Origin of the sequence: Paenibacillus sp. PL2-23 (genome assembly GCF_040834005.1) — a bacterium.
GTDB lineage: Bacteria > Bacillota > Bacilli > Paenibacillales > Paenibacillaceae > Pristimantibacillus.
The window spans coordinates 2117606-2135165 of record NZ_CP162129.1 but is presented as its reverse complement, the minus strand read 5'-3'; the positions used below and the strand labels follow the sequence as shown (position 1 = coordinate 2135165).

At 46.2% G+C, this 17560-nt stretch carries 13 protein-coding genes; 2 read left to right on the top strand and 11 right to left on the bottom strand.

What is annotated here, in order from left to right; translation table 11 throughout:
* Window positions 1-4 precede the first annotated feature (4 nt).
* The 3 genes from AB1S56_RS08885 to AB1S56_RS08875 form a co-directional block, all read right to left on the bottom strand.
* Window positions 5-886 (bottom strand): carbohydrate ABC transporter permease, encoded by an 882-nt coding sequence (locus tag AB1S56_RS08885; protein WP_340869963.1) that lies wholly within the window; start codon window positions 884-886, stop codon window positions 5-7.
* A 15-nt stretch (window positions 887-901) separates the two neighbouring features.
* A complete protein-coding gene (locus tag AB1S56_RS08880; RefSeq protein WP_340869962.1) occupies window positions 902-1828 on the bottom strand; it encodes an ABC transporter permease subunit in 927 nt (308 codons plus the stop codon).
* 189 nt (window positions 1829-2017) lie between these two features.
* Window positions 2018-2377: a helix-turn-helix domain-containing protein gene (locus tag AB1S56_RS08875; RefSeq protein ID WP_340869961.1), complete on the bottom strand. Its 360-nt coding sequence runs from the start codon at window positions 2375-2377 to the stop codon at window positions 2018-2020.
* Window positions 2378-2478: 101 nt separating this feature from the next.
* On the opposite strand from AB1S56_RS08875, the gene AB1S56_RS08870 reads away from it, so the two are divergent.
* Complete coding sequence (locus tag AB1S56_RS08870; RefSeq protein ID WP_340869960.1) at window positions 2479-3462, top strand: zinc-binding dehydrogenase; 984 nt, start codon at window positions 2479-2481, stop codon at window positions 3460-3462.
* Between the two features lie 94 nt (window positions 3463-3556).
* Here AB1S56_RS08870 and AB1S56_RS08865 read toward each other — a convergent pair whose 3' ends face one another.
* The 5 genes from AB1S56_RS08865 to AB1S56_RS08845 form a co-directional block, all read right to left on the bottom strand.
* The gene (locus AB1S56_RS08865; protein ID WP_340869959.1) at window positions 3557-5209 is read right to left on the bottom strand and encodes a hypothetical protein; all 1653 of its coding nucleotides are present in this window, start codon (window positions 5207-5209) and stop codon (window positions 3557-3559) included.
* A 157-nt stretch (window positions 5210-5366) separates the two neighbouring features.
* Window positions 5367-7364: a DUF4965 domain-containing protein gene (locus AB1S56_RS08860; RefSeq protein ID WP_340869958.1), complete on the bottom strand. Its 1998-nt coding sequence runs from the start codon at window positions 7362-7364 to the stop codon at window positions 5367-5369.
* A 74-nt stretch (window positions 7365-7438) separates the two neighbouring features.
* A complete protein-coding gene (locus tag AB1S56_RS08855) occupies window positions 7439-9034 on the bottom strand; it encodes an extracellular solute-binding protein (RefSeq protein WP_367903447.1) in 1596 nt (531 codons plus the stop codon).
* 216 nt (window positions 9035-9250) lie between these two features.
* The gene (locus AB1S56_RS08850) at window positions 9251-10153 is read right to left on the bottom strand and encodes a carbohydrate ABC transporter permease (protein ID WP_340869955.1); all 903 of its coding nucleotides are present in this window, start codon (window positions 10151-10153) and stop codon (window positions 9251-9253) included.
* 16 nt (window positions 10154-10169) lie between these two features.
* Entirely contained in the window at window positions 10170-11054 is an 885-nt protein-coding gene (locus AB1S56_RS08845) for an ABC transporter permease subunit (protein ID WP_340870113.1), read from the bottom strand.
* A gap of 259 nt (window positions 11055-11313) precedes the next feature.
* On the opposite strand from AB1S56_RS08845, the gene AB1S56_RS08840 reads away from it, so the two are divergent.
* The gene (locus AB1S56_RS08840) at window positions 11314-12651 is read left to right on the top strand and encodes an IS1380 family transposase (RefSeq protein ID WP_340873812.1); all 1338 of its coding nucleotides are present in this window, start codon (window positions 11314-11316) and stop codon (window positions 12649-12651) included.
* Between the two features lie 274 nt (window positions 12652-12925).
* Here the strand turns inward: AB1S56_RS08840 and AB1S56_RS08835 are convergent, their stop codons facing one another.
* The 3 genes from AB1S56_RS08835 to AB1S56_RS08825 form a co-directional block, all read right to left on the bottom strand.
* Window positions 12926-14770, bottom strand: coding sequence for a cache domain-containing protein (locus AB1S56_RS08835; RefSeq protein WP_340873673.1), 1845 nt, complete (start codon window positions 14768-14770; stop codon window positions 12926-12928).
* The gene (locus tag AB1S56_RS08830; protein ID WP_340873674.1) at window positions 14767-15783 is read right to left on the bottom strand and encodes a response regulator; all 1017 of its coding nucleotides are present in this window, start codon (window positions 15781-15783) and stop codon (window positions 14767-14769) included. The genes AB1S56_RS08835 and AB1S56_RS08830 overlap by 4 nt, the downstream gene beginning before the upstream one ends.
* A 122-nt stretch (window positions 15784-15905) precedes the next feature.
* The gene (locus AB1S56_RS08825; RefSeq protein ID WP_340873675.1) at window positions 15906-17468 is read right to left on the bottom strand and encodes an extracellular solute-binding protein; all 1563 of its coding nucleotides are present in this window, start codon (window positions 17466-17468) and stop codon (window positions 15906-15908) included.
* Window positions 17469-17560: the final 92 nt, after the last annotated feature.

Here is a 17560-nt window from a genome sequence, read left to right as displayed (position 1 = left end):
AGGATTAGCCCTTCACCGCGCCAACCGTAATACCACCAACGATGAAGCGTTGAACAAACGGGTAGACAAAGATGATAGGCATCACGACTAGCACCGTCATAGCGAGCTTCAAAGTCTCCTTCGGCATGTCCGGAATCGGCACACCCGTCATGGCCGCTATTCTGGACAAGGTATCCACCGAGTTCACTAGACGATATAGGTAATACTGAAGAGGCATTAGACTTTCATCGCTAATGAATAACATCGCTGCGAAGAAATCGTTCCAGTAGCCTAACGCGATGAATAACCCGATTGTGGCCAGCACCGGCTTGGATATAGGCAGAATCAGCTTGAAAAAAATCCGAAGCTCATTCGCACCGTCCACCTTGCCGGATTCGATCAGCTCAAAGGGAAGTCCAGCCATGAAGCTCTTCATGACGATAATGTAGAACACATTCAGCAGAGCTGGCAGGATCAAGGCCAGAAAGTTATTTTTCATATCCAGATAAGAGACCATCATGATGTACCATGGGACAAGGCCGCCGCTGAATACGGAAGTGAAATAAATGTAGAAGGAAAACTGGTTGCGATATCTGAAATCCCTTCGTGAGAGCACGTAGCCTGTCATCGCCGTAATCATAAGACCGACCGTGGTCCCGACAAGCACAACCGAAGTCGAGATAAAGTAGGCATTCAGCAGGTCCTTCGGATTTTTGAAGGATAGCTGGTAAGCCTCCAGGGAGAAGTCCTCCGGAATAAGAGAGAAGCCCTTAAGGATGACCGACTGTTCGCTGGAGAATGATCCGCCTAGTATGAAGAGCAAGGGCAACAAGCATAATATGGATAATACAATCAGAAACGTATAGCCGATAACATGAAAGATCAGTTTGTCTTTGGATACGGGCATCGTATAAGCCTCCTTCTAGAAAAGCGCATAATCCGGATTGTATTTGCGGATGACGTAGTTCGTGATAAGTATGACGACAAGACACAGTACCGCTTGATACAGCCCGGCTGCCGAAGACATCCCGATGTCTGGAGATTGAATAAGTGACCGGAACACATAGGTGTCAATCACATCTGTCTGATCATACAGCAAGCCATTCGTACCAATGACATTGTAGAACAGCTCGAAGTTGCCTCTGAACAAGTGGCCAACCGCCAGCAGCATCAGAATCATGATCGTTGGCGTGAGCAGGGGAAGGGTGATTAAGCGAGCCCTCTGCCAGATGCTTGCTCCGTCAATATCGGCTGCTTCGTACAGACTCTTGTCAATGCCCATAATCGCCGCCAGATAGATCAAGGAGTTGTAGCCGACATACTTCCAGTTGTTGAAGAAGACAAGAATGTAGGACCAGACCTCGGTATTTCCGTAGAAGTCAATTGGCTCAAATCCCCAAGCTCTCATGTAGTAGTTGATTGTGCCGAGCTCGAAGCTGAACAGATTGTAGATAAATGCTCCAACAACGACCCACGAAATAAAAAACGGGAACAAAAGTGAGGATTGAATATATTTCTTAACAAACCTTGTCCCAATCTCGGCAATGAAGATTGCCGTTGCGAGCTGAAGCACGAGGCCCGTAACCATAAATGCAACATTATACAATATGGTGTTGCGGGTAATGATCCACGCTTTCCCGCTTCGGAAGAAGAAGTCGAAGTTCGCCCATCCATTCCACTCGCTGCCGAAGATACCCCCGCTATACGTGTAATTTTTGAAGGCAAGCACAATCCCGCTCATCGGCACATATTGAAAGATAAAAAAGTACAATACACCTGGAAAAAGCATGAGGAACAGAAGCTTGTTGCGCTTCAGCTCTTGCCATACACCGTCTTTTCTCACTACCATTTCCTCCATCTCAGTAGGTCTTTTTTTTTCTGTAAAACAAATATAAAACGCTTTCAGATAACTGTATAGAATGAAAGTTTGTTACTGGGTGGAATATTTGTTGATGTTAATTTCGAATACTCGGTGAATCGTTAGTATGGCTAACAAAAAGGTCCGCCGCAGGCGGACCTTACTTAACATTAAAATCCATTATATTCCATTTGAATCCGTCCAGCACGTCTCCATAGTAATACCTGTTCGCTCTGCATAATAATCTCCCCATTGGCACATGGAAACTAAGGTTTTCTTAAATGCGAGACCAAGATCAGTAACTGCATATTCAACCGCACCGTTATCCATCTCGGAACGCCTAATAAGCTGATGTTGTTCAAGCTCTTTTAACTGCTGTGTCAGCATCTTGGAGGAAATATCGATAATTGACGATTTTAACTGATTATAACGTTTAGGGCCTTCATTTAAGTACCATAAAATGGATACCTTCCATTTGCTTCCGATAAGATCAATGACCAAATTAATTGCACAATGATAGACAGGCTGTAGTTCTTTCATCCTCATCCCTCTTCATATAGGTTACTTTTTGGTGCCTTGATTCATTCAACCACATTATATACGATTACATCGTACAAACAAATCAAATTGGAGGGATAGCTTTGAAGGCCTTGTTGCTTAAAGATAAAGGATTATGGAAGGATATGACGATCGGCGAGACTCCAACGCCTGAGCCTCAAGCGGGGGAATTATTAATGGAGGTTCATGCTGTGTCCCTTAATCCCGTGGACTATAAAACGGCTACAAATGGTCATCCGCATTGGTCTTACCCTCATATATTAGGCCTGGATTTTGCAGGCATTGTCGCAGCAGTTGGTACTGGCGTAACTGATTGGAAGCCTGGTGATCGTGCTGCGGTTCATGGGGATTTGACCAAAAAGGGTGGATATGCGGAATATGCTATTGCCCAAGCGAGTGCAGCATTTCGTATTCCTGAAACCGTCAGCTTCGTCGAAGCTGCATCTGTTCCGACCGCAGGCTTGACTGCTTATCAAGCCCTGTTCCGCAAGCTGCCCATTAACCGCATTGAATCAATATTCATCCATGGCGGAGCGGGAGGAGTTGGCGGATTTGCCGTCCAGCTCGCCAAATGGGCAGGCATAAAAACCATCATTTCCTCCTCATCGCCGGAAAACTTCCCATACGTAGCATCACTTGGCGCCCATCATGTTGTGGATTATCGCGATGCCAGCATGATCGCTCAATGCATGAATATGACTCATCATATTGGCGTTGATGCCGTCATTGACGCAGTCAGTCGTCAGAGCGCCACAGATGCCCTCCAGCTTCTTGCCTTCATGGGACATTTGGTTTTCATTGCGGGACCACCGGATACAAGCGGCTTAAAACCATTTACCAAGGTGCCCTCCATTCATGAAATCGCTTTGGGCGCTGCCTATTCCAACGGCAGTGAGCGTGATTTGCGTGATCTGTCTGCAATGGGTGAGCATCTTCTAAGCCTCATTGCCGAATCCAAGATATCTCCGCTGTATTATGAGACGATTGCTTTGGACGAGGTGCCGAAATCGTTACAGCGGCTATCCGAAAGACACGTTAAAGGCAAAATCATTGTGAAAATGAAGTAAGCTATAGCATGCAGATTGATGTTCTACTATTTCCAAATTTATGAATAGATAAGCACCTCTTGTATCCAAAGACACGAGAGGTGCTTATATTTATTTATTCTGCAGTAAACTTCACTTCATGTTCAAAAGACGACAGCAAAGGTTCAAAATTTCCGACGGTCAAGTAATTCTCCTTGGTCAGATACGTGTCGCCTACCTGAACATGATCAAAAACGATATTTTCAACCCGACCTATACCACTCGTTGAAGTGTCCGTCGTTCCTTTTATGAAGTTTTTGAACCGTTCAAACGACCAACTGTGTATATAAGTGTTACGGATTGTAATATTGCGGAATACCTGATTATCGGGAAGACCAAGCGCGATCAGCTTGATGGCAGGTCCGTCTACGCGAATGCTGTCAAATAGAATATTTTCGATCAAGTACTCCCGATTCTCCTGATTATTCGCCCGAGGGCGATAATTAATAACGCCGAGATTAGTCTGATTGTTCCTACCGTCCATGAATACAATGTCGATATTCGAAACGTTGATGTTCGCCACATCGCGGAAGCCCCAGCCGAACTGGAACACGCCGCCGTTGACCATCTGTCCGATGACAGCATTCCGTAAGCTGGCTCCGCCAAAATAAAGCTTTACGGTATCATCATTGCCACTCAAATAGACATCCTCTACAATTGAATTTTCGGTAAGATTAATGCCGTCGTTGTTATATCTCCAGTTCGCGAGAACCTTGAAGTTAGCACCGTCATAGTGCGCATCCCAAGATCGCAGAGCATAATGCACGGCGTCAGCAATTGTAATCCCTTCTACATACCCGCCCTTCGTACCGGCTTGAAATTCCAGCAGATTCATCTGATGATACAGCAGCGGCTCACCCGATAGGATACCTCGGCCATTGACCATTACGCCGTCATGTTGGATGTGGAATCCGCCGTATACGATTGCGCCGCCGGCAATGTAGATCTGCTCAATATGGGGAGGGACAATCCATGCCTTATGCGTACCTGTTCTATCAGTTGGCGTTGTCCCTGTATTTACCGGTCCATAATCCTCAATGCTATACTCGCCCGGGCCGAAAAATAGCACTTTGTCATTCTTGCTGAGTCCATCAAGTGGTCGATCGCCGGTTTTTGCCATGAAGACATTGCCTCTCTTATTGTTCGGAACAAGCTTCGGATCCTCCAGCGGATCGGCAAATACAAACACGCGGTCGATCAGTTGGCCGTTGATTTCAAGGAACACTTTTTGCTTGGGCATGATGGGGAACCTAACCGTAGAGCCGTCATCCCCAATCTCCGCTTCAATTCCGTAGCGGGATGGAAGCACTCGGACCGACTCGAACAGCACGTCGTCTAGTCTACGCACCTCCACAAAGGCCTCCCCGCTGAGCGAGAATGTTGTCCAATGCTGCGTGACTCCCGACTCTCGGTATATTTCGGCTCCATCCTTCGCATTTCCGCTCTTCGGATCGTCCTTATCGAAGACCGGGGGTTCAGACAGATTGACAAATGAGGGAGCCTTTGCACCGTTCTGTTCAATCGTGATGGCAAAAGCATCCGATTCCTTGACGGATTCTCCAGGTTTGGGGTAGACAACAAATCGTTCTTCATTTAATTTACTGTGCTCGTCTGCATTCTGTACCGCCGTATGGGGAACCTGAGGATTGGCACTCGCCAATACGAATGGTAGAGAGCAGACCAGCGACAGGGCCATCATGCCCGCAATAAGTATCTTCCTGAATTTCATCTAACTTAACCACCTCTCGCTAATTCTTTATCTCATTGTTCTATCCTGTTATATTCCTTCAGAACAATTGCGAAATAATAATCTTGAGTGCCGTTATCTAACACAAAAACTTGGAGGACTGCCTGCCACAATAATAAAGAAACCTTCCCCTTGGAATTTAATTTTTCGAATATGCTCTGATGCCGTTGTCCACCAAAACCTTCATAAATACCCCTCCAACCACGGAACGATTGATGAAATCCACCATGCGTCCATCAATGGTAAGGTACCAGTCCGTGAACGGTACTGGCGGCATACTTTCATTCAAGAAGTCCCACAAAGGGTCTGTGAGAGCCCCGAATTCTTCGGCCGATTCTGACAAGGAAGCCGCCCAGATAAGCCAATCCGCCTTCGTATATGTACAACGGCTATCCAGGGGTGTGCCGTACTTGTTCTTTTTCTTAAGGTACAATGCAATTTCTTGACGGCTTATTTCCTCGTTGAATACATTCAATTGGAACAAGCGGTCCCAAATCAAATTATATTTCAGACTCCAGGTGCCAGGCTGATCGAACGCCAATTTATAATGATCATCCTCGCGTGCTAGCTGCTCCCATTGCGAAGCCATCTCGCGCGCTTCCCGGATAGCAGCTTCCTTCCCCTCGACGTCCCCTAATATGCCGCACAATATGCCGTATCCTGCGATTCCCATAATGGCCTTGATTGACAAATTAGTGTTATGAGCCAGATGACCGGCGAAGTCGTCCGTGCAAAGCTGATTGCCGGGATCAAGACCATTTTCCCGCAAGTAAAACGCCCACTGCGACAGCAGGTCCCAATGCTCCTTCGCAAATGCTCCATCGCCTTCCGCCAAAGCGATCGCCGCAGCCATAATGAGCATATTGCCGCATTCCTCTACGGGCATCTGACGCTCCAGCTCCAGTCCGTACTCTTGTCCCGTGGCATGAGGATAAGTGCCGACATCGTGAGGTGCGAATGGATATGTCCAAGCATCCGAGCTCGCATAGGCAAAGATCGGCCTCAGCATGCCCTTGGCCAACTCCGGATTATAAAGCAGAAACAACGGCAGCGATGGGTAGCTGACATCGACTGTGGCCATGCAGCCATTGCTGAAATTCTCTTTCGAGAAAAACAACACGCTTCCATCTTCAGCAGCTACCAACTTATGCGCCGCTATGGCTTGCCTATAAGCTAGAGCCGCAATTTCAGCATATTTCTCGCCTCCGGCGATTCGAGCTTGCTGCATAACCTCTCGATTAACGTCTCCTACTCGCTTCATTAAATCGTCGTACTCAAGAACCGCAGCAACCATCATTTCCTCCGCGGACATTCCATTCCGCCTCCAATAGCCCGGAAGCTGCTTACCGAAATAGTCAACAGACATTATATCGTCGTACGCTAGCACAAGATATCGCTCCACTGGCATTGCCCCTACGTTCTCGAGAGATAAGCTAACAGCCAGATTCGGAGCTTCATCCTCGGCAAGCCTCGGCTTGCGTGAATCAATCTGCTCCAGAATCGAGCCTTCTTCTATAAACTCAGAGCGAATCTCCTCAGACCCGATCGCGGTTGCAGCATCCTCACAAGGAGGAACAACCAAATACGCGTAACCCCAATCGATGCGAACATCGTCTCCTTTGCGATGCAGCACCTTCTGCGACGTCGTTCCGACTTTAAGTGCTCGTATGCCGCCAATAAAGTTCGTTCTCTCCCAATCAACCTCCTGCTGTGGTGTATGCACACAAACATTTGCGGACAAGTCGAAATAAAGCTCCACTCGATGGGTAATACCGTCTATTGATTGAAGTCGGAACGACACATATGAAGCCGGTCTAGACAAGATATCAAGATCGTCCATTAGTAAAGGAGTAGTAAAGCTCAAGGTGAGCTCAATCCCCGCCTCCTGAAAGACGTATTGGCTTGTCAACGGCTCAACTCTCAAAGACACTTGCTGCATGGTATGCGCGACATTCCCGCTTGGCTTGCCCATGAATCGGAAAGCCTTCCCGTCTATCCGAATTAAACCCGTCAACGCCTGTTGCTTGCGCGTCCAATGTTGCGTATTTCGTTCGGTCAGCCTCCCTAACGGCGACCAGATGCTGAAATACGGATCTACCGTAACCAGCGGCACGGACGGCGGTCTCAATGTTTTCATCCTTCACTCCCTCTTCCTACTAGCGGGACAAGCGTCCGGTTTCACCTCGTTCCGGACGCCTGCCTATTTCGTCATTAGTTACTATCGAATATCTCATAGGCTTTCTGGTATTGCATGAGCAAATCATCCGAGCCCATTCGCTTAAGTGTGCTTTGGAATTGATCCCACTCCGCATCCAGATTGATTTGGCCCGTAATCGCTTTTGCTGCAAACTGTTCAATGTATGGACCTATATCTGCCGACATAGCGCTGATTCGCTTCAAATCTTCAGGGGCAAAGAAGAAGCTTGGCAATGCCGGCTGCGCATAGGGGGCAAGCGGTTCTTTTAGCTTTTTCAGGTCAAAGTCAAGAAGATTAATAATGGTTTCCGGCACGAGATGGGGGATTCGACCGCCGGGTTGCAAGGTTGCATACTTTCGAACATCGCCAGCTTCGGCTCCAGTGGCAACGCTCCCGTCCGACTTCAAGAATACAATACGATCGTTTTCGATCTTGTAATCTTCATCCTTGAGTCCTGCCCACATTTCCTCTCCGCCTTCTTTGCTGTAAAAATAATCTAGCCATCTGACGATGATTTCGGGATTTTCGGCTTTCTTCGTAATGGCAGCGCGGCCCGTGGACACCACGCTTCCGCCAGCTGCATACTTCTTTCCGTTCGGGGCAGTCAGGACGATAAACGTGTAATCGGATTTTCTTTGATTCTCATCAATCGTCAGATCATCGCTTTTTGCTTTTGCGGACAAACCTGGAGCGAGAAGAACCGGCGAATTCGTAAGGAATGCTCCGACAGTTGTCACTTCGCCGCCATTCTTGGACGTAATTTGATCCGGCTTTTGGGTGAACGATTCCGAATCAAGCAGTCCTTCTTTATATAAGCGATTAAAATATTCCAAATATTGTTTGAACTCTGGCGTGGATGGAACGAATAGAATTTGATTCTTGTCAGGGTCCAAGAACATGCCGTCATCGCCATACATATAACCGAACAATCTCATTAACGACAAAATGTTTGGCATTTCGGATAGCGACAAAGGAATTTCATCGGCTTTTCCATTACCGTTCGGATCTTTGGTCTTGAATGCAACCAGTACCTCGTATAGCTCGTCGAGTGTAGTCGGCACCTTCATTCCGACGTTTTCCAGCCAAACATGATTGATATTCAAGTTGGCTGTTACTCGGCTGATGGGATCGACATTCAACTCAGGGAACGTATAGATATGACCGTCTGGCGTCGTAATACTCTTGCGTATTTCCGGATACTCCTCCATCAGACTGCTTAAGTGAGGGGCATATTCCGCAATCAAATCTTCCAGCGGAATAAGCAAGCCTTGCTTGCCGTAATTCATTTCCTCCAGCTTCGTGAACATGGATTTAAAGAAAAAATCCGGAAGTTCTCCGCTAGCGAATGCGAGATTCATCTGCTCTTTCCAGCCGGTGCCCAAATTAATAACCTTGCTCAGTTCCAAATCAATATTCGTTTTCTCTTCCAACCGGTTGAGCATTTTATTATTTTCCCAATCCTCCTGGGCGCCAAGAAGCGGATGTGTTCCGCCGAAGACGGAGACGCTCACCTTCTCTGTGACGATGGGCCAATTCTCGGCTTGAAAGCCGATGTTCTGAAGCCTCTCAGGCAAAGAAGAGCTAGCAGTTGCACGAGGTTCGGCTGGCATGCTTGTCGGATTGTCCCCTTCTGATTTACTCACATTCTCATTGCCATTAGAGCATGCTGACAGTAATGAAGCGATTAATGATACAGAAAGCAAGAGATACCTCAATTTTCCGCGCACTTCAACACCCCTTCATTTGGTAGTTCAATCCGAACACTTTAGTTTGCAGGACGCGCAACCTCCACGGCATCCCCCCTTTCATGGAGGATTCAGTTTTTCCTAGCCCTTGAGAGACCCTACGAGCATACCTTTCACGAAATGCTTCTGTATAAAGGGATACATGATCATAACCGGAATGCTCGCCACGATAATAACTCCGTATCTCATGCTATTGGATAAATTCATAAGCAGCTGCTGCTGGGAAGGCTCGATGCCTTGGAGCATATCTGGAGACAATTGAGCACTTACAATGATGTCCCTAAGTATAAGCTGCAACGGATACAGTGAACGATCGGACAAATAGATTAAAGCATCGAAAAACAAATTCCACTTGGCCACCGCGTAAAACAACACCATGACCGCAAGGATCGGCTTTGACAGTGGCATAACAATGCTCCATAAAAACTTGAAGTTGGTACAGCCGTCAATGGATGCCGCTTCCCAAAGCTCATCTGGAATGTTCGATTGAAAGTAAGTACGGGTCAAAATAATATTCCATACCGTAAGCATGCTGGGTACGATGATGGCTAGAAACGTGTCCAGCAAGCCAAGCGATTTAACAAGCAGGTAAGTAGGGATCATACCACCGCCAAAAAACATGGTAAACACAAAAAATCCCATCACTGTGTTTCGAATCATAAAATCCCTGCGGGATAACGGATAAGCCGCGCACACCGTCATCAAGACGGATAACGGGACGCCAACCGCGACATACATGATCGTGTTCCGATAGCCGACCCATAAAGCACTGTACTCCAAAATGTGCTTATAACCGTCCAAAGTTAAGCCCTTGGGAAGCAGCCATACCTCGCCTGCGATCACCAGATTAGGGTTACTAATGGAAGCACTTACAATAAACAATAGAGGATAGACAAAGATAATCAGCAGCAAAGAGAGAAGAAACAGATTAAAGCGATCGAACCAACGATCTGACCAGTGTTGAGCCAATTGGTTGCTCTTCATTTAGATTCACTCCTCATTACCAGAGGCTAGTTTTGGTTAATCTACGGGAATATGCATTAACATACAGGAGCAAGAGACAATTGATGATGGAATTAAACAATCCAACAGCTGTTGCAAAGCTGAAGTCGGCCCCCAACAAGCCAATGCGATAGACATAAGTGGATATGACGTCTGATGAAGACAAATTCAACGCATTTTGCATTAAAAAAATTTTTTCGAAACCGATCGACATTAAGCCTCCAATCTCCAGAATTAACAAAATGATAATGGTAGGAAGTATGCCGGGAATGTTAATATGCCATATTCTTTGAATCTTTGAAGCTCCATCTACGATCGCTGCTTCATGCAACTGCGTATCGACACCTGAAAGCGCTGCCAAATATATGATGGAACTCCAACCCACACCTTGCCATACGCCAGAAGTAACAAACAGGGTTTTGAACCATGACGGCGAAGAAAGGAATGCAATTTGGTCTAGTCCCAGCTTCTCGAGAGCTATGTTGAGCAATCCTGTTTCTTGAGAAAGGAATACGCCCAGCATTCCGACAATTACGACAGTGGATATAAAATGAGGTGCATAAGCAACCATCTGAACGGTCTTCTTGAACTTGACGATTACAACTTCGTTCAGCATGAGCGCTAGCAGAATGGGTGCCGGAAAGCCGAGAACCAGTTGGTATAAACTAACTTCAAGCGTATTGCGAATCAATGTCCAGAAGTTATAGGAACGAAAGAAACGCTCAAAGTTTTCCATGCCCACCCAAGGACTTCTCCATATTCCCTCTACAGCAATAAAATCCTTGAAAGCCAGCTGTATGCCGTATAGAGGAAGATACTGAAATACAAGAAACCAAGCGATCGGCGGTACAATTAGCACGTACAACTGCCAGTTCAACTTCATATTGCCAAGAAGGCGATTCAAATCTTCTTTCTCCCCTTTCCGCAAATATGGACATTAAGATATTGCCACATTGAATACAATGTATACAATATAAGCTACTACCTAACATCCAGCTAATGTATCTAATATAAGCATACAATTACCTGAATCCGTGATACAAAGTTTATAAAAACCGAGATATTTAAAGGAAAATGCATCTCTGAAGTCGAAAATTAAAGATAATCGCTTATTATCTACTTTCACCAACGAGGTGCTGAATATGAAGATCCAATTCACCCAATCTAAGGAAATCCTCTTAACAACGCATGCAGGCTTGGCTGCGGTCGGTGCGCTGCTTTCCCATACACAGTTGTCTCAGCGTCTTAATCGCTCAGCCGTTAAAGGAATGGAGAATCCGATCCACGGGAACGGCGAAGTCATGAAAAGCTATCTTGGTCTGCTCTGCCAAGGTAAAAGCGATTTCGACCACATCGAGCCTTTTCGCAAAGATACGGTGTTTCAAACATGCCTGGGTATTCGCAAAGTGCCTTCAAGCCCTACGCTCCGTCAGCGACTGGATGCCGCTGCACAAACAATAGATGCCAATTGGAATGACATTCTGTTGCAGGAATCTGCCGACCTCATCCGAAACCTCAATGCCCCGGTAACTGGACTTGACGCAGGCGAGCATACGGTCATACCGCTGGACATTGACGTTTCGCCGTTCGATAACTCCGGCACCAAAAAAGAAGGTGTCTCCCTCACGTACAAAGGAACATTTGGATATGCCCCCATCTTTGCCTATTTGGGCCGAGAAGGGTATGGCGTAAATCTTCAATTGCGTGAAGGTAGTACACACAGCCAGAAAGATGGTGCTGATTTCCTTCGGGAAACGATTCATTACGCTCGTCGCATTACAAGTGATCGTCTACTCGTCCGTATGGATTCTGCTCACGATAGTCTTGAAAACTTGCAAGTTTGCCACGCGGAGAAAGATGTTGACTACATCATTAAAGTCAATCTTCGCGGCGCTTCCAAAGAAAGCTGGCTGCGAGTAGCCGAAGACAAAGGGATATCTTGTGAGCAACGCCCTGGGAAGACCACCTACATCGGCGCGATTACATTTCCACAGAAAGACTTCGATTGTAACCTGCGTCAAGTGTTCCAAGTCATCGTGCGTACGATCGATCGGGATGGGCAGGTGCTCATGTTTCCAGATGTGGAAGTGAACGTTTACTGGACATCTCTGACTTGCTCGCCATGGCGTGTCATTGAGCTTTATCGCGATCATGGCACAAGCGAGCAATTTCATAGTGAGCTTAAGACCGATCTAGATTTGGAGCGATTGCCGGCAGGCAAGTTCGATACGAATGAGCTAGTCCTGCACGCTGGCGTATTCGCCTATAACCTGCTTCGCATCATGGGACAAGAAAGCTTACGTCAAGATGATGCACCGATTCGTGGAGGCGTCGGGCGCCGTCGTATCCGAACTGTCATTCAGAACATCATCTACATCGCAGCTAGAGTCAGCCGCCATGCCCGACAAACGTCCTTCAATTTCGGCCGTTACAGTCCATGGTTCCAAACCGTTCGTCGAATCTACCAGGCATTTGCCTGATTATTGTGAATGAAACGCAAGCACAGCCACCAGTCGCCTCCCCCCCCCTGTAAAAAAGGAGGTTTATTTCGCATGCCTTGCTTCCTGTGAAAAGTGCTCCTTGTTTGAATCCGAAGGTGGGAATGTTGTAAGATACACAATCTTCTACGCCTCTTTTCCAAAATACGGACTGCCTAGGAGGTAGGGGACCTAAGCTGTCACGGATTCAGGAATTAGCTTGGATGGGGTAGCAACAATAAATAAATGCTTTGCAAGGGTAATTTGTTGCTAAATATCAATTCAATTTTACTGTAAATGGAATGCGAATCGACACGATGGTACCCCGCTCGGCAAATGAATCCAGCTTTAATCCATATTGTTTTCCGTATTGAAGGACGAGACGGGTATGCACGTTGACGATACCAACCGTATCCATCTGGGCTAGCGACTCCAGATCGGCATTGGAAATCGACGCTAACTTCTCCTGAAGGCTTTGCAATATCCCATCAGGTATGCCAGGGCCATTGTCAGCAATTTCTATAATTAAGCTTTCTTCGTTAGGATAGGCATTAATTAATACAGCAGCCTTTCCTTTGCGCGGCTCAACCGCATATTTAACAACATTTTCGACAATAGGCTGAATTGAAAATTTAATGATGCTATTAGACAAATATTTTTCATGAATGTAAATATTGCTTTGGAAATGCATGGTGAACCTAATATGAATAATCTCTAAATATTTCCTGACATGGTCTAGCTCTTTCTGCAGTTCCACTTCAATCTCAGGCAGTGAAGCCGTGTACCGGTAAATACTGGCGAGGTTCGCACACATCTTCTCGATAACGGGAACCTCCTCCAAATACGCAATGCTCTTAATAATATCCAGCGTATTGTAAAGCAAATGCGGGTTGATTTGATTTTGCAGCGCCTGAATTAAGGCTTCCTTCTGCTTAAGCTCCAAATTAACCTCCCGAACCTTTAACGAAGAAACGGTCTGGATCAGCTGCTCCAGATTGACGGTCATTTGATTGAATGCGTGATTGAGCACCTGCAGTTCATCTCCGCCTCTTACATCAGCCCGAGCATGCAGGTCGCCGCGCTGAACCTTCAGCATCGCGTTTTTCAGCGATAGAATAGGTCGAACAAGTCGATTAGACATGATTGGAACTGTTATTAAAATAATACAGAACAAAGCAGCTCCCGCAACTAACGTCGCTTTAGTAGCGATTGTTAAGCCATTCGCCATCTCGGAGAAGGGTACGAAGGCGATGACCTTCCATCCCGTGAATTCAGATTTATGATAGGACAGCAGATATGTTTTGCCATCCCAGTCTTGAATCGACTGCCGCCGATCGAAATCTAATGTGGAAAAAGAGGTTTCACTCAGGTTTTGTGATATGATAGCGACCTCCGGGTGATGGACAATAGTTCCGTCGTCAGCGGCGATGAAAAAGTAGCCGCTATCCCCCAAATTGGTTTGCCCCAGTATGCGGCTAATTTCGCTAAGCTTCATACAAATAATTAATTTCCCTACTGGCTTTAACGTTTCCGTGCTGTTAATGGGTATGATGAGCGATATCATGGCGGTATCTTTATTGGTTGAATTAAAATTGGTATAGTAGGTCGGAATAATGATGGTCCGATCTAATTGCTTGGAGGAGTACCAAGGCTCGGATTTCAAATTTTCGATCGAAATGCTCGTCCCAGTTGACGAGATGAGTTGACCATCGTTGGACACGATAAACATGCCTGCGATTTCGGAATAATTGAATGCAATATAACGATTCAAGATGTCCTCTATCGTTTTGACATCGGTTTGCCTAAGCGGGTTTGAAGGGTTGTTCAACCATTTCTGAATCATACCGAACGCGGAATCATTGCCACCAATTCCTACGTTAATAGGTCCAGCAATCGTTGTTGCGACAGCTTGCTCCAATTGTTTAAAGTACAGGTCAATTTGATGATTTGTTCTTGTTACAGCTTGATCTGCAATCGTATAGAAGTCCTTTTTGGTTGCGTTGCTGTAGTTGACATGCGCAATCACTGCCATTAAGATGACGCCAAGCATGCTTATACTCAGAAATGCCATAGTGAGCTTTACCTTAATGGGAAAACGGACAGCTCCCTTGAACACACTCATTGACCCAGCCTCTTTCTGAACTCTTTGGGCGTCAGCCCGGCCACCTGCTTAAACAATCGCGTAAAATACGGAAGATTCGAGAAGCCCACTTCCTCCGCAATCTCGTATATTTTTTTATCCGTTTGCATCAGTCTTTCTTTCGCTTGCTCGACTCGAATTCGATTTATATAATTGACCGGCGACATGCCGGTTTGTTTTTTGAATAAAACGCCGAAATGAGAGGGGCTGAGTTGGGTATACTCCGCCATCTCCTGTAAGCTCCAGTCCTTCTTGTATTGAAGGTTCAATTGCTTAATAAGCTGATCAATAATCAGCTTCGTGTCTTGTGACTTAACATGAGGATATTCTGTAATCCATTGGAGAAGCAGACCTCGAAAATCCTCCAGCACAACGTCGTTGTCATGTCCTGCCCTTATTATCTGAAATTTAGAATCAATCCCCATCTCGTCGCATGTCTGCCGTATTCTAGACTCGAATAATCGCAGTAAATTTCGACAAGCTCCAGCGTTTAGCAGCTTTAAGCTTAGAATCGATTGCACGAGATCATGCTGCTTCCTCAAGAGCGTTCTGGGATCGGAGTCGAACATCTTCTCGATAAAAGCTTGAATGCGAACGAAGCATTCATTTAATTCCTTATGCGCCGCAATCGTCTCCTTGCAGCGATCAAGCACTGTCGTTAGCTGGCTGTATTCAACGGGCTTTAGCAAATAATCGGTTACCCCAAGCGATATAGCCTGCTGGGCGTATTGAAAGTTGTCATAACCGCTAACGATAATAATGGCCATCGGAATTTGATGCTCCCTTATCTTCTGAATGAGAGCCAAACCGTCCATATCCGGCATTCTAATATCTGTGATGAGCAGCAACGGCCAGGTGCTTTGAATCAACTCCCAAGCCTCTTCTCCCGTTTCGGCCTCGCCGACGACTTGAAACTGCTTGCCCGCTTTCTCGATCATTTCCACGACTGCACCGCGAATCCAAGGTTCATCCTCCGCCACTATGACCGAATACATTCGCTCACCCCCCTCGTCTGAACAAGTTAGAAATGAGACCTCGCCAGGAATGACGGGCCTCATTTCAAGTAATAATCTAACGATAAAGCATATTGGAGTCTAGCACAATGCAAATCGATTAATTACTTCATTTGTTGATACGCTTCATTAATTTCCTTTATGATATCGTCCCCGCCGTTCTTCTTCCAATCCGCAATTGCCCCCGAGATGGAATCCAATGGCGCCTCGCCCATAATAATTTTGAATACCGTTTGATGATATTTTTTCTCCAGATCAGTCCACTTCTTAGCAAAAGTCGGAGACATAAACGTGATGCCGGAAGCTGGATTGAGCGGCGCTGCGTATTTCTCATTCATCTCGAAGAAAGATGTAATCCGTTCCCGATATTCCTGGGAATCCCACTTGAATACGTCATGATCGTTTGCAATTCTTCTGAACACCCAGTTATTGAGAATGGCCAATCTCGTTCCTTCGCTTAACGCCTCGTCTGTTGGAGTAAACGTTCCGTCTCCGTTATCCTTGTAGAATACGTTAGGAGGACCATTCTTAATAATGTCCGTTCCTTCGTCTGTCACCCACCAGTCCATCATTTCCAATATTCGCTCGACCTTGGCTTGATCCATCTTACCATTGAGAACGACCTTATCGAGAAGCTCCACGGAATCGTTCAATTGGATGCCCGTCGGTCCGATCGGCGGAGCAAGCTGCACGAATTCCGCATTAGGCTGCACCTCTTTCACCTTCGCTTCATTCCGAAGAAGAGCGATTGGAATATGGATAGCAAGACCCAGCTTTCCTGAGCTGACCTTCTCGTTAATGGCCTGCCCCTCGTTAATCGGGAAATCCTTGTCCAAGACACCTTCCTTGTATGCTTTATTCAGGAAAGTCAGGTATTCCTTCATCTCTGCTTCCTGTACGATATAAGGGACCAACTCCCCACCGATTTCCATCCAGCCATCGGACAAGCCGAACGCATAACGTAACGGCAGCTCTCCGCTAAATTTGCCGAAGGAGAAGCCCAGCGTATCGTTTTTTCCGTTTTGATCAGGATCTTTTAACGCAAATGCTTTTGCAATTTCATAAAATTCATCAATTGTAAACGTATCCGGATTGGGAACCGACAGCCCTACATTGTCTAGCCAATCTTTACGAACGACGAAGGCAGTCGGATTAGTGGGGGCTCCATACGGGACACCATAAATTTTGTCCTTGGGATTCAAGAACTTCCAATATTCCTCTGGAAATGCGTTTTTCAAATTAGGATAGTTATCGATATAGGAGGATAGTTCGACGAACGCGCCTTCTCCTTGCCACTTCTCGTATAGGTTGCTGCCAGGGTTAGCTCGGTAAATATCAGGGAGATTATCCGAAGCCGCCAGGACATTAAGCTTTTCATTATAGTTCGGTCCTGGAATCCACTGTACATCAAGCTCGATGTTGAACTTTTCATTCAGGTACTTAATGGTAGGATGGTTATTATCCGGCCAGCCTCCTCCCGCGTAAGATGGTACAACCATACTGATAGCGAGCTTTTCTTTGACGGGCTCCGCCTTGCTTGTTGCCTCTGGGTTCGTGTTTGTCGGATTTGTGCTCGTACCACTCGAATTCGTATTGCCTCCGCTGCAGCCCATTATGCTTGCGATCGAGAAGATTACAACCAAAAGCAAATTAATCCCCTTTTTCATATGCCTTTGTCTCCTTTGCGTTATATTCTTACAATCTTATTATAAAAGTTATATAATGACTCAAAATTGAACAATCGCATGATTTATTATCT